The organism is Tsuneonella sediminis, from assembly GCF_051912845.1.
Lineage (GTDB): Bacteria > Pseudomonadota > Alphaproteobacteria > Sphingomonadales > Sphingomonadaceae > Tsuneonella > Tsuneonella sediminis.
The window spans coordinates 1,232,539-1,245,584 of the sequence record NZ_JBNCBU010000001.1; the positions used below are offsets into that span (position 1 = coordinate 1,232,539).

14 protein-coding genes and 1 tRNA gene are annotated in these 13,046 nt (G+C 65.1%); 5 read left to right on the forward strand and 10 right to left on the reverse strand.

The window, feature by feature from the left end:
- The first annotated feature begins 140 nt into the window (after positions 1–140).
- Entirely contained in the window at positions 141–1,295 is a 1,155-nt protein-coding gene (gene proB / locus ACPV3N_RS06280) for a glutamate 5-kinase (protein ID WP_440115807.1), read from the forward strand.
- Between the two features lie 10 nt (positions 1,296–1,305).
- Here the strand turns inward: proB and ACPV3N_RS06285 are convergent, their stop codons facing one another.
- The 3 genes from ACPV3N_RS06285 to ACPV3N_RS06295 all read right to left on the reverse strand — a co-directional run bounded on the left by ACPV3N_RS06285 (position 1,306) and on the right by ACPV3N_RS06295 (position 3,939).
- Positions 1,306–1,860 carry a GNAT family N-acetyltransferase gene (locus ACPV3N_RS06285; RefSeq protein WP_440115809.1) on the reverse strand — a complete coding sequence of 185 codons (555 nt, stop codon included), beginning with the start codon at positions 1,858–1,860 and terminating at the stop codon, positions 1,306–1,308.
- Positions 1,861–1,873: 13 nt separating this feature from the next.
- Positions 1,874–3,052, reverse strand: a complete 1,179-nt coding sequence (locus tag ACPV3N_RS06290) for an amino acid aminotransferase (RefSeq protein ID WP_440115811.1) — start codon at positions 3,050–3,052, stop codon at positions 1,874–1,876.
- A gap of 86 nt (positions 3,053–3,138) precedes the next feature.
- Entirely contained in the window at positions 3,139–3,939 is an 801-nt protein-coding gene (locus ACPV3N_RS06295; RefSeq protein ID WP_440115813.1) for a DUF1134 domain-containing protein, read from the reverse strand.
- A 187-nt stretch (positions 3,940–4,126) separates the two neighbouring features.
- Here ACPV3N_RS06295 and ACPV3N_RS06300 point away from each other — a divergent pair.
- Positions 4,127–4,217 (forward strand) — tRNA-Ser (locus ACPV3N_RS06300).
- 88 nt (positions 4,218–4,305) lie between these two features.
- Here the strand turns inward: ACPV3N_RS06300 and ACPV3N_RS06305 are convergent.
- Genes ACPV3N_RS06305 through ACPV3N_RS06320 form a run of 4 tightly spaced genes read right to left on the reverse strand, consistent with a single transcriptional unit; the run spans position 4,306 to position 6,156 of the window.
- A complete protein-coding gene (locus ACPV3N_RS06305; RefSeq protein WP_440115815.1) occupies positions 4,306–4,899 on the reverse strand; it encodes a hypothetical protein in 594 nt (197 codons plus the stop codon).
- Positions 4,892–5,068, reverse strand: coding sequence for a hypothetical protein (locus ACPV3N_RS06310; protein ID WP_440115817.1), 177 nt, complete (start codon positions 5,066–5,068; stop codon positions 4,892–4,894). The genes ACPV3N_RS06305 and ACPV3N_RS06310 overlap by 8 nt, the downstream gene beginning before the upstream one ends.
- A 10-nt stretch (positions 5,069–5,078) precedes the next feature.
- Entirely contained in the window at positions 5,079–5,585 is a 507-nt protein-coding gene (locus ACPV3N_RS06315; RefSeq protein ID WP_440115819.1) for a hypothetical protein, read from the reverse strand.
- Positions 5,586–5,625: 40 nt separating this feature from the next.
- On the reverse strand, positions 5,626–6,156 hold the full coding sequence (locus ACPV3N_RS06320) for a hypothetical protein (RefSeq protein ID WP_440115821.1): 531 nt from the start codon (positions 6,154–6,156) through the stop codon (positions 5,626–5,628).
- Between the two features lie 99 nt (positions 6,157–6,255).
- On the opposite strand from ACPV3N_RS06320, the gene ACPV3N_RS06325 reads away from it, so the two are divergent.
- Positions 6,256–7,089 (forward strand): LysR family transcriptional regulator, encoded by an 834-nt coding sequence (locus ACPV3N_RS06325; RefSeq protein ID WP_440115823.1) that lies wholly within the window; start codon positions 6,256–6,258, stop codon positions 7,087–7,089.
- A gap of 43 nt (positions 7,090–7,132) precedes the next feature.
- Here ACPV3N_RS06325 and ACPV3N_RS06330 read toward each other — a convergent pair whose 3' ends face one another.
- The 3 genes from ACPV3N_RS06330 to otsB are packed head-to-tail and all read right to left on the reverse strand — an operon-like array spanning position 7,133 to position 11,039.
- Positions 7,133–8,509: an alpha,alpha-trehalose-phosphate synthase (UDP-forming) gene (locus tag ACPV3N_RS06330; protein WP_440115825.1), complete on the reverse strand. Its 1,377-nt coding sequence runs from the start codon at positions 8,507–8,509 to the stop codon at positions 7,133–7,135.
- Entirely contained in the window at positions 8,506–10,299 is a 1,794-nt protein-coding gene (locus ACPV3N_RS06335) for a glycoside hydrolase family 15 protein (protein WP_440115827.1), read from the reverse strand. Before ACPV3N_RS06335 ends, ACPV3N_RS06330 begins: the two co-directional genes overlap by 4 nt.
- Complete coding sequence (gene otsB / locus ACPV3N_RS06340) at positions 10,299–11,039, reverse strand: trehalose-phosphatase (protein ID WP_440115829.1); 741 nt, start codon at positions 11,037–11,039, stop codon at positions 10,299–10,301. The genes ACPV3N_RS06335 and otsB overlap by 1 nt, the downstream gene beginning before the upstream one ends.
- Positions 11,040–11,329: 290 nt before the next feature.
- Between otsB and ACPV3N_RS06345 the strand changes: the two genes are divergently transcribed.
- Both ACPV3N_RS06345 and ACPV3N_RS06350 read left to right on the forward strand, forming a co-directional pair.
- Positions 11,330–12,595 (forward strand): tyrosine-type recombinase/integrase, encoded by a 1,266-nt coding sequence (locus ACPV3N_RS06345; RefSeq protein WP_440115831.1) that lies wholly within the window; start codon positions 11,330–11,332, stop codon positions 12,593–12,595.
- A gap of 121 nt (positions 12,596–12,716) precedes the next feature.
- Complete coding sequence (locus tag ACPV3N_RS06350) at positions 12,717–12,908, forward strand: helix-turn-helix transcriptional regulator (RefSeq protein ID WP_440115833.1); 192 nt, start codon at positions 12,717–12,719, stop codon at positions 12,906–12,908.
- Positions 12,909–13,046 lie beyond the last annotated feature (138 nt).

Genomic DNA, 13,046 nt, shown 5'->3' on the forward strand with positions numbered 1-13,046 from the left:
GCGACGCCCGCGTTGCATTGAGGGAACGTTTCAGTCTACAGGCCCCTGTCATATGGCGGTGCGCCTGTCAAGTTTGACGGATTGCCAGCCAGCCTAACTCAAATTTTGAATCGAATTACAGATAGAATGAAAGACGAATTGTGATTTCAGATAAACGAATAGTCATAAAACTTGGATCCAGTCTCCTCACCGATGAAAAGAGACTGATGGTGCGCTGGGCGTTCATGCAGCGCGTGGTCGAGGACATCGCCCTGCTCCGCGACGAGGGTTACGAAGTCATCGTCTGTTCCTCGGGCGCGGTCGCGCTGGGGATGCGCATGATCGGAGTGACCCCGGCGACTGCAGGCTTGAGGGACAAGCAGGCCGCGGCAGCCTGCGGGATGCCGCTGCTGCTCAATGCCTACAAGCAGGTCGGGCACGAGCACGGTCTCGACATCGCCCAGGTGCTCGTCACGCTCGGCGACTTCGAGGACCACGCCCGGTTCCTCAACACCAAGAACACGCTCCACCGTCTGCTGGCGGCCGGTATCGTGCCCATCATCAACGAGAACGACACGATCACCACCGAGGAAATCCGCGTCGGCGACAACGACCGGCTGGCGGCCAAGGTGGCGCAGATGATCGAGGCGCGCCACCTCGTCATCCTGACGGGCGTCGACGGCCTCTACGACCGCAATCCCGACGAGCCGGGCGCGAAGTTCGTCGAGATCGTCGACGACGCGAGCGAATACATCGAAGCGACGACCGGGATCAGCACGCTCGGCAGCGGCGGCATGCTGACCAAGATCCAGGCCGCCAACATGGCGCAGAACGCCGGCTGCACCACGCTGATCGCGAACGGCGAAGCCGAGGCCCCCATCTCCTCGGTACTCAAGGGAAGGCGGCGCTGCACCACCTTCGTCGCCCACAGCGAGCCGACCGACAGCTGGGCGGCGTGGCTGACCAACCGGTTGCAGATGGCCGGCAGCATCGTCGTCACCGACAGCGGGGCCGAGGCGATCGCGACCGGGACGCGGCCGATCGACCGCGGCGACGTGGTCGAGGTGCGAGGCAAGTTCGTGAAGGGCGACGTCGTCCACATATACGATCGCGATGGCGTCGAGCGTGCGCGCGGAATGACCGATTTCTCGTCAGAGGAGACCGAGATCCTCGTCCGCAATCTCGAAATCCCGGTCGACCAGCTGCTCGGCTACCAGTCCCGCGCGGTGCTGGTCGAGAGCAACAACATGGTCACGATCGACGACCGGCACCTGCCGTGGGACGAGCGGGACACCAGGGCCGTTCCGGCCACCTGAAGCCAACCGGTCAGGCGGACAGAGGTCCGCGTGCAAAGCTGTCGCGGTCGATTTCGTAATAGACGTTCACGCTGGGCCGGCCGGCCTTCATCTCGGACTGGCGACGATCGGTGAGGCGGCCGCCGATCTTCTCCATCGCCCGGCGCGAGCGCAGGTTGGTCTCGCCGATCCTGAAGCGCACGTACCCGACCTGCGCCAGCGCATGAGCGAGCATGAGCCGCTTCATTTCCCGATTGAATGCTCCGCCCCAATGCGATCGGGCGAGGAAGGTGAAACCGATCTCGACCGAGGGGCCACGGCGGTCCTCGTCGTGCTGGTAGTCGTAGAACTGCGATGCGCCGATCACCGCCCCGCTCGCCTTGTCGATCGCCACCAGCGCGCCACCGTTCGCCAGCGCATTGTCGAAGTAGTCACGAAAAACCGGCTCCTGCCAGCGGTCGTGCGCGGGGTGCCCGGCCCACAGGTCGCGATCGGAAGCGACGGCGAACAGGCTCTCCCAATCGTCGGCACGCAGCGGCCGCAGGAGCAGCCGCTCCCCCTCGAGCACCGGCTGGCGGTTCAGCACGCCGCACCCACCGTCAGGCGGTCACCTCGGCCAGAGCGCGAATGAACCTGTCGGTATTGGCTTCGGTGAGGCCCGCGACGTTGATCCGGCCCGAACCGGCCATGTAGATGCCGTGATCGTCCCGCAACGCGGCGATCTGGTCCTTTGTCAGCGGAAGGACCGAGAACAGCCCGTTCTGGATGCCCAGCGGCGTCAGGTCGACCGTGCCCGCGGTGCCCGCGCCGGCAAGCCGGTCGCGCACCTGCCGCATCCGCGCGCGCATCGTGTCGAGTTCGCCCAGCCATTGCACGCTGAGGCCGGGATCGCGCAGGACCAGCCGTACGGCCGCCGCGCCGTGGTCCGGCGGCATCGACCAGTTGGCTCGCGCCAGCGCCGCCGCGTTCGAGAGGATGGCGGGCAGGTGCCCAGCCTCTCGCGCCATGACGTAGAATGCGCCCACGCGATCGCGATAGAGCCCGAAATTCTTGTCGCAACTGTAGGCCACCAGTGCCTCGGGCACTGCGGCAAGCACGGCGCGCAGGCCGAACGCGTCATCCTCCATGCCGTGTCCGAGCCCCTGGTAGGCGACGTCCACGATGGGCAGCACCGCGCTGTCCGCCAGGGCGGCGGCGATCTCTCGCCATTGCTCAGGGGTGTAATCGATGCCGGTCGGGTTGTGACAGCACCCGTGGAGCAGGACCGCGTCGCCCGCCTCGGCACCGCGGATCGCACCAAGAACGGCTTCGAGATCGGCGGTGCCGTCGGGACAGGCGTGAGGGAAGCCGGCGGCTTCGAGGTCGAGATCGGCAAGGATCTGGGCGTGGTTGGGCCAGCTCGGCGTGCCCATGTGAACGCGGCGCACGCCGGCCGCCTTGGCGAGCGCCGCGGCAAGCCGGACCGCGCCGGTTCCGCCGGGGGTCTGCATCCCCTCGATGCGTCCGCCGAATGTCGGGTTCGCCTCCCCGAAGACATGGGGCATCAGCGCCTCGACAAAGCCCATGTCCCCCTCGGGGCCGAGGTAGGATTTCGAATCCTGCTCGTCGACGAGCTTGCGCTCGGCCGCCTTGATCGCCGCGAACACCGGCGTGTCGCCCTGTCCGGTCCGGTAGACCCCGACGCCGAGGTCGATCTTGTCGGTACGCGGGTCGTCGCGGTGCATCTTGATGAGCGCGAGCAGCGCGTCGGGGGCCTGCGGGGCGAGACGGTCGAGCATGGCGCCGCTTTAGCCGATACGCGAAGGGCCGCAACGGCATTCCCGTTGCGGCCCCCGCGATCCGAAGGGCAGAATTTCTTACAGGCTCAAAACGGGAGCCAGCGCTGCTTCTTCGAAAACTTCATGTAGCCCGCGTTGAGGCCGAGCCGCAGCCCCGCCCCGACGCGGATCGGAATCAACACGACATCGCCCTTGCGCAGGTATGACGCGGTCAGTCCCCCGATCGCATAGGCGTTGCCTTCGCCCGCGGGATACCGTTCGTAGAGTTCCTCGCTGTCGTAGAGATTGTAGACGAGAACGAAGGTATTGGCGGCGTTTGCGCCCACGTCGAAGCCGACCGAGGGGCCCGTCCAGTAAACGGGGCGTTCGCCCTCGACCTTGTGGTGGAGCGTGCCCGAGCCGTAGCGCGCGCCGACGACGAACGCGCCGCCCGCCTCGCGCCCGACGATGTAGGCATTGGGTTCGCCCTGCTTGGCCAGCAGGTCCTCGATCATCCGTGCGAGGCCTTCGGCGCCCTTGCCGAACACGCCCTCCGCCGCGCCGATGAGGTCGTCCTTCTTGTAGGTATCGCCTTGCGCGGCAGCGACCGCGGGATTTCCCGCCGCCTGCGTCGCCGCGGTCGATGCGTCGGCGCTGGTGACGACCGGGTTGGTCCACTCCGGCGCCGGTTCGGGCGGCGCGCCAGCCGGCGGGGTCGCCTGGTAGGTGACCGATCCGTCATAGGGTGCCGGCCCACCCGGGTTCTCGACGGGTTGTGCAAGGTCGGCGTCGATCCCCGAGTTGGGGTCGATCGTCTGGATCTGGGACGCCGCGGGTGCGGCGACGAAAGCGGCGGCGCCGAGGGCGGCGATCCAGCCGCGCCGTGCGAGTGCCTGGAACAAGGCCATGATTTCCCTCCATTCCCGTGTGCGGGACGCGTCCAGTGCAAAGAAGAGTCCTTCGGCGGTGAAGCGGCAATGAACGCGCGACGAAGCGAATCCGATTTGCGACGAAGCGTTCCGTTCAATCCCGCAAAACGGACCCTTGCGACCCCCCCACCCCGCCGCTATAGCGCCCGCCTGCCGCACGGGGCCCGGAGACGTGGGTGAGTGGCTGAAACCAGTTCCCTGCTAAGGAACCGTACTCTATCAGGGTACCGAGGGTTCGAATCCCTCCGTCTCCGCCACCTTCTGTTCTCGAAGGCCTAAGGTCTCGGTTCCGTCCCGGGGCTGCGCGGATTGCTCGCCGCCATCCTGGCACCGTCGAGCGACAATTCACTCACTTGTTTTGTCTAGGCCAAGGACCTGTTCAGCGGCCTGGATCGCCGTCTCTTGCCGACTGGCGCATCCGATCCCCTTGGCATACCCCTTCAGGAAGCTCCTCCGCGCGCTTCCCGCATGGATCGCCGTGTCCCACCTTGCCCGTTCCGCGTTCGCTCCGGAGAGTTCCCGCACCACTCCCCTGAACGGGATGAACCCGCTCAATATGTCTCCGCCGAACTTAAGTCCCTTGCTGACCAGCCCTTCCTGATCGGTGGGATCGTCGACATCGGGTCCGAGAACCTCGTCGAGATGGCCGATGTCCCCGTGGAGGTTGGCACATGTCCTGTCGGGCGGGAGATCGTAGGGCGCCATCGCGGCCTTCTCCAGGACCGCCGGGATCTGCCTCGTACGGATGTTGAGATCGGTAAGCGGTTGGGTAACAGCATTCACCGCCCCTTTCCCAATGCCCTCGTCCCTCTCCGCCTTCTGGGCCAGCGCCGGCAGGGGGGCGAGCGCCGCCAAAACGGCAAGTGCAAGGAGCTTGCTCCTGCACTTGCCGCCCCGGCGTTCGGACGACCCGAAGGGCGCCGGAAAATCGTCAGGCATCGTTGTCTTCCCGGGCTTCGGAGCCGGACGCGAGATCACCAGCGGTGGACGCCCTGACCAGGATCCTCGCGAGGTCGGGCTCGTGGTTTGCCAGCTCATCGAAAAACCGGCGCCCCGTTTCCCGGACGTCGGCAACCTTGTTGCCCGTCCGATAGGCCAGATTCTGCATGTCGATCGCCCTATGCATCCCGCTTCTCCGTGGCCAGGGGAACACCCCCCCCGTTCCCGGTCTCGGCGTGCTCGCGCAACAGGCGCAGTTCGCGCTTGAGATCGGCCTTGTCGGTAAGGCGCGCAAAACCGCTGCTGGTGAACGCGAGGAAAGCCATGGTTCCGTGCATAAGCAACGCGACGGGATCGGGCCCTCGGATCAATGTCACCGCGAGGGCTGCCAGGGCCGTGATCACGAGGTATTCCGCGGCGAAGATGGCCACGACCCGGCTCCGTATCAAACCCCCGACTGCCAGCAGACCGCCAAGCGCCGCCCATTGCAGGGCCAGAACGTCGGAAGCGATACCCGGTTCGAATCCGGTGATAGGTGCCATGACGAGCGGAGCGATCGGCTGGGCGATGCCGAATCCGAGTACGACCAGGCCGGTTACCGCGCTTATGTGATCGACTGCACCACCTGGCCTGGGCTGCGCTGGCCTCTCCTCGATCATCGGTTGGATCGACTTCTTCTTGAACACGGCTCATCTCCATTGGATCGAGAGAAGGCGAGAGATCATGTCATCCTCGCCCGTCGATGCGGCTCAAGCGCTCGGCTTCGGCCTTCATTGCCCGGCCGCGGTCGACCTTCGCCTGCGCCTTGTCGACCGCTGACTGGGCCTGGGACTGCTTCCTCGTCGCGGCATCGAGTTCCTTGCGGCCATCCCCTCGACGTTCGGCGTATTTTGCCCATTGGCTGGCGGCCTTCTCCACCTGGCGCGCCCAGCGTGCAGCCTCTTCGGCATCGCTGAAATACGTGATGTTCGAAGTCAGCTTGCGGAACTCTGCAGCTGCGTGTTCCGACCGGGCGCGGGACCCGTCTCGCTTATTCTGCGCGTCGACCACGTCGGCACTGTATCGCACGAGGTCCTTCTTGGCCTTCTCGAGCGCGACCAAGCCCTCGGCCTCGAGCTTGCTGCCCTTGTCCCAGTCCTTCTGGTACTTGCCGATTACGATGATCTGGGGAGCGGGCATGGCATCCTGTGCCGCGGCGGTCGCCGGCATCCCGACGGTCGCAAGCAAGATCGCGACAGACCCGAAGACCGATTTCATCCTATTACCTCCCGAAACGTCTCTGCTCGGGGTAGCCCGACTCCTCAATGCGTAAAAACGGAATTGTCTGAACCTTGAATTTGCAATATCCGAATTCAAATGGATATCGTCTCGCTACGTACGTTTCTCGCCGCGGCGGCCACCGGAAGCTTCGCGGGCGCAGCGCAGCGAGTGAACGCCAGCCCATCGAGTGTCACCGAGCGAATCAAGCAGCTCGAGCATCGACTGGGGGTGCGATTGTTCGAGCGAGACAAGCGGGGATGCCGACTGACGGCTGCGGGGAGGAAGTTCATCCCCCCCGCCGCACAGGCCGTCCGCGCGCTCGATATCGCACGGCACGAGGTCGCGCTTCCCGAGCGCTTCTCCCGTTCGATAGCTTTCGGCGGGCAATACACGCTGTGGGATCAGGGCTTGCTCGGCTGGTTCTCCGTTATTCGCGCATCGTTTCCCGACCTTGCCTGGCGCGTGACCAGCGGAGCCTCCGCGCGGCTCAATCGCGACCTTTCCGAAGGGTTTCTCGACATCGCGGTGTTGTATGACCCGGTATTCAAGCGCGATATCGGATCGGAGCCCCTGTTCGACGACCAGCTTGTCATGGTCACGGCGGGTGAGCCGGACAACTGGCGCAGTGATTACGTCCGGGTCGAGTGGGGAGAGGGCGTCGGCGTCGAAATCGCCAGCCGGCTGGACCTTGCACCGGAAACGGGCCTCATTCTCGATCTCGGCGGACGCTCGGCGGACTGGCTGATCGTCCATCGGATGGCCGGTTATATGCCCCTGCGGAGCGTCTCCCGACAACTCGCGGCGGGCACATTGAAGCTGGTGGCGTCCGTGCCGCGTTTTCCCTTTCCCGCCTACGCCTGCTGGAACCGCGAGATCGAGCCTTCGCTGGCATCGGAAATTGTCGCCAGCCTGAAACGCCATTTTCGCTGAAGGGAGCGGGATCCCGGCGCCCCTTCAGCGGACGCAATCCGGTTCAGCCCCTCAGGTCCCGCAGGATGTCGGCGGTCCAGCGCTGGATATTCTCGTCGCGCACGCATTCGAGCATCGGCTTCCAGCGGGCAATGCGTTCGTCGCGGGGCATGTCGAGCGCATCACGGATGGCCGAGGCAATGTCGTCGGGGCTGTGCGGGTTGACGAGCAGGGCTTCGGTCAGCTGCTGTGCCGCGCCGGCGAAGCGACTGAGGATGAGGGCGCCAGGGTCTTCGGGATCCTGCGCCGCGACGTATTCCTTCGCAACGAGGTTCATCCCGTCGCGCAGCGGCGTCACCAGTCCGATCTTCGAGGCATAGTAGACCCCGGTCAACTCGGCCAGCGAGTGCCCCTGGTTAACGTAGCGGATAGGCACCGTGTCGACCCGGCTGTGGGCGCCGTTGATCTGGCCGGTCTTCTGTTCGAGTTCCGCCCGGATCTGCTGATACGATCCGATCGCCTCCCGGCTGGGCGGCGCGATTTGTATGTACACGAGATCGGAAACGCGCTCGGGATACCGGTCGAAAAAGCGGGCGATGCCCTCGATCCGCTCGGGCAGGCCCTTTGAGTAGTCGAGCCGGTCGACCCCGATCATCGCCGTGCGGTGGCGGGTGCTGGCGATCACGCGCTGTGCCATCTGCCGTGCTGCGCCGGTCTGCGCCTGCGCCGTCAGGTGATCGAAATCGATGCCGATCGGGTAGGCACGTGCGATCGTGGTGCGCCCCCGCAGCCTGATCGTGCCCGTCGTCTCGTCGACCTTCGCGCCGAGTTCGTGTTCGCAGTAGTGATAGAAACTCTCGAGCCATTCCTCGCACTGAAAGCCGACCACGTCATAGTTGAGCAGCGAGCGCACCAGCCGCTGGTGAAACGGCAACGACACCAGCAGGCGGGTCGGCGGCCACGGAATGTGAAGGAAGAACCCCATCCGGTTCTTCACCCCCCGCCGCCGCAGGTTCTCGCCCAGCGGGATGAGGTGATAGTCGTGCACCCAGACAAGGTCGTCGGCTTCGACCAGCGGCGTCAGAGCGTCGGCAAACAGCTCGTTGACCCGCTCGTACCCGCGTCCGGTTGCGAGTTCGAAGCGCGCCAGGTCGAGCCGGTAATGGAACAGCGGCCAGAGCGTCTCGTTCGCATAGCCGTAGTAGTATTCCTGGACGTCCTGCGGAGACAGGTCGATCGTGGCGAAGGTGACGTTGCCGCGCGTCTGCATCGCGGGCTCGGGCGAGGGATCGGCCTGTTCCTCGCCCGACCAGCCGAACCACAGCCCGCCATGCGCATTCAGTGCGGCATCGAGCGCTCCGGCGAGGCCGCCCTGCGCCCCAGCCGCCCCGCGCGCACTGGGCACCGCCACGCGATTCGAGACGACGACGAGCCGGCTCACCGCACCGTGTTCCAGTTTTTCGAAAGCAGGCCGGCGCAATTGATCACTCCGACCAGCGAATAGGTTTGCGGGAAGTTCCCCCACAGTTCGCCGGTTTCGAAGTCCATGTCCTCGGACAGGAGGCCCGAAGCCGTCGTGTGGCCGAGCATCGCGGTGAACAGTTCGCGCGCCTCGTCCTTGCGGTCGGACCGGGCGAGCGCGTCGATAAGCCAGAAGGTGCAGATGTTGAAAGCGGTCTCGGGCGCGCCGAAATCGTCTTCCTTGGCGTAGCGCAGCATGTGTTCGCCGCGCCGCAGCGCCCTTTCTACCTGAGCGAAGGTCGTACGGAAGCGCGGATCGTCGGCGTCCGAAAACCGCAGCTCGAGGAGCTGGAGCAGACTCGCATCGAGATAGTCGCTCTCGAAACTGGCGCCGTAGTGCCCGCCCTCGTCATTATCGACCCATGCCTCGCGCTCGATCGTCTCCCGAATGGACCGCGCGCGCTCGTTCCAGAAAGCCGCGCGGTCTGTCTTGCCAAGGTGATGGGCGACGTTTGCCAGCCGGTCGCACGCGGCCCAGCTCATCACCGCCGAGTAAGTATGCACTTCCTGTCGCGTGCGAAATTCCCACAGGCCCGCATCCGGCTGGTCGTGCATCGCCCAAGCCATCTCGCCGACTTCCTCGAGGTGGGCGAAATCGCGGTCGTCGGCCATGCGCAGCAGGCGCCGGTCGAAGAACGCCTGCGCCGTCGGGACGACGATCTGGCCGTAACAGTCGTGCTGGACCTGGTGGTAGGCCGCGTTCCCGATCCGCACCGGTCCCATGCCGCGATACCCGGCCAGATCGTCGGCCGTCCATTCCGTGAGCTGGGCGTCGCCCATGACCGAGTAGAGCGGCTGGATCCGCCCGCCTCGCGAATCGTCGATGATGTTGCGCAGGTATGCGAGGTACTTTTCCAGCACGTCGAGCGCGCCGAGGCGGTTGAGCGCCTGCACGGTGTAGTACGAATCGCGGATCCAGCAGTAACGATAGTCCCAGTTCCGCTGGCTTCCCGGAGCTTCGGGCACCGATGTCGTCAGCGCAGCGACGATCGCGCCGGTTTCCTCGTGCTGGCACAGCTTGAGCGTGATCGCGCAGCGGATCACCTCGTCCTGCCATTCGAGCGGCGTCGCGAGGCTGCGGACCCACAGCTGCCAGTACTTGCGGGTCTGCTCCTCCATCTGGCGCACCTCGGCCCGAATGTTGCCGCTGAACGGCTCGTCCGGACCGAAGAAGAAGTGCTGGTCGCTCTCGACCCGGTAGGCGCGCCCCTCGAGGACCGTGCCCACCGGCGCATCGGTGCTCAGGCGCAGCGAGTGCTCGCCTGTGAGGAAACGCACATGGTTGGTGCCCGTCGTCGCCGGAGCGACCCGCGCACCGTATCCGTGCATCGGTGTAAGGTTGACCAGCAATCGCGGCGCACCCGCGACAGGGCGCACGATGCGGACGAACGCGACCGGACGGTACATCCGGCCCGACCGCTCGAACCGCGGGCAGAAATCGCTGATCTCGACCGCGCTGCCGTCCCTGGCTTCCAGCCGGGTGACGAGGATCGGCGTATTGCGCACATAGCGCTGGGTCGCGGAAACCTGGTCCTCGAGTGCAAAGCGCCACACCCCCACATCCTGACGCTCGCCATTGACGAGCGCGCAGAACACCGGGTCTCCGTCTACCCGGGGCACGCACCCCCAGACGAGCCCGGCCTCGTCATCGATCAGACCGGACACCTGGCAGTTGCCAACCGGCCAAAGTTCGAGGGTGGGTTCCTTCATCAAGCCTCCAGCCATTCAAGCACTTCGTCGGGTCCCGACAGGGCATGGCGGGCGACCCGCGACACCCGCTCGCCAACGGCGATACCGAAGCCGCCCAGTGCCTCGCACGCCTCGAACCCGTCCTCGTCGGTCACGTCATCGCCGACGAAGACCGGCCGGCTGCCCGCGAAGGGCCGCTCGGCCATCAGCGCCGCTACCGCCCGCCCCTTGTCGATGCCCGGCGCGACGATTTCAGCGACGCATTTCCCGCGCTTTACGGTGAGGCCGTGGCTGTCGGCCAGTTCGTCGACGAACGCCTGCGCACGCTCTTCCCAATCGGGGGCCATGCGCCAGTGGAGGGCAGTGCCGAGCGTCTTGTCTTCATGGACCAGGCCGGCGTCGCGGGCAAATTGAGCCAATTCATGTTGCACTGCAACGGGAACGACGCCGCTGCGCGCAATCGGTTCCCCCGCGCCCAGGCGGCGCTCGCCACCATGCGATCCTGCGCAGGCGATCGCCAGCGGCCCGCAGTGGCGCTCTAGATCGGCGATCGACCGCCCGCTGACCAGCGCGAGCCGTCCGCCGAGTCTTTCTGAGAGGTCGGTGAACAGCCCGGCCAGGCGATCCGGGACCGCGATATGGTCGGGATGACCGGCCAGCGAAACCAGCGTCCCGTCGAAATCGAGGAACAGCGAGACCGGGCCTTCGCCCAGCAGACTGTCCAGAGGGGGCGGCGGCGGAAGGTCGGTGCGCGGATGCATGGCCGCCGACATAGGACCCCGGGCGCCTCGGTCAACTTGAGGCGGTCCACCTGCGTCGATCCCGCACCCGGCACTTCCCGCCCGAATGCGACGTCCCTCAACCGTGCATGAAGGTGGTGGTGCGCTTACAGGACTCGAACCTGTGACCCCATCATTACGAATGTCGTGACCCTCATCTCGGCGACAGTCTCTTCCCGCCTTGCTTTCCTAGAAGTTGGCTTCCCGCTGTTCCATTGATGTTCACGCACCTTCCCGCTATCGTGATTGCTAGAAATGGAACTAGCAATCACATGGCAACGGGCAGGATCACCAAGTCGGCGGTTGACGGGCAGGGTACGGACACTCGCGACACATTCCTTTGGGACGACAGGATCACCGGGTTCGGGCTCAAGGTCACTCCGGCCGGCAGCAAAGTCTATCTCTACCAATACCGGCTTGGCGGACGCGGCGCGAAGGTGCGGCGGTACACGATCGGCAAGCATGGCGCCCTGACCGCTGACGCCGCGCGCAAGGAAGCCGAGCGGCTGGCGATGTTGGTGGCTCAGGATATCGATCCTCAAGCGGCAAAAGTGCACCGAAGGCGGCAGGCGATTGATCTGGCATTCCCTACCTACCTCGACGACTTCGCGCGGGATTGCCTCGCCGCGAATTGGAAGGGCTCAGCGAGCGAGGTCGAAGCGATGCTGCGGACATATGCCCTTCCCGATCTCAGGTCGAAGTCCCTACCTGAGATCACTCGCGCCGATATCGCGACACTCATGCGGCCGGTGAAGAAGATGCCGGCGCTTGCCAGCAAGCTCTTTGCAGTCTTGCGTTACCTGTTCCGGCATGCGGTCAGCGAAGGCGATCTTGATCGGTCGCCGATGGAAGGCATGAAACCCCCTCCCCTGCCGGCCGCGCGCGATCGCGTTCTCGAGGATTGGGAGCTTGCGTTGATCTGGCGGGGCGCCGTTGCGCTGGGCCATCCGTTCGGTTCGATGGTGCGGCTCCTCATGCTCACAGGGCAACGGCGCGAAGAGGTCGCTGGCCTGCCCTGGGCGGAGCTGCGCCAAGGAGACGCAATCTGGAAGCTTCCCGGAGATCGGGCGAAGAATGGCCAGCCGGTCGATACGCCTCTGTCTTTGGGTGCGATCGCGGTCCTGTCTTCACTTTCGAAGGGCGACAAGTGGCCGCGGCGAGGCTGGGTGATTTCGTCGACGGGCAAGGTGCCGTTTTCTGGCTTCTCCAGGGCGAAGAAGAAGCTGGACGCGAAGATCGCTGAACTAAACGATGGCGAAGCACTCGAGCGTTGGACTCTGCATGACCTGCGCCGAACGCTGGCGACTGGAATGCAGCGCCTCGGGGTGCGCTTTGAAGTGACGGAGGCAATCCTAAATCACGTGTCGGGATCTCGCTCGGGCGTGGCCGGCGTCTATCAGCGGCACGATTGGGATCCGGAAAAACGGACGGCGCTCCAAGCGTGGTCGGATCACGTCAATGGACTGCTGACTGCCCGCGAAAAAACGAATGTTGTTCCGCTCATCGTCGCCGGGGAATCCGCTGCGCAATCAGCCTGATACCCGCTCGATCTCTGGCAAGACAACCCGCCTAACCCGCCAAATATCCACCCGCGGTAATCGGTCATAACCTGTGCCCACTGGAAGCCATCCGAGGCGGATGGCCAATGTGGAAACGGCTATGAACGATCTCCTCGACACAAGAGCAGCGGCTCCCCGCGCTGGCGTCTCGTCAGGTACGCTCGAGAATTGGCGCGTCAAAGGCGTCGGGCCGAAATTCATCAAGGCTGGGCGGCGTATCTTGTACGATCCGGCCGATATCGAGGCCTGGAAAGAAGCGAACCGCTTTCAGTCGACCAGTGAGGCAGCGTGAGCGATGCGCAGCCTGAAAGGGGTTTCGCCCCCTGAAGCGCGAAACCGCCGCCCTGGGAAGGGACGGCGGCTCGGAATGTCTCTGGCGGGACGCTTCGGGCATACTCTGATCAGCGACCCCGCGCAATGCTTGGTGCCT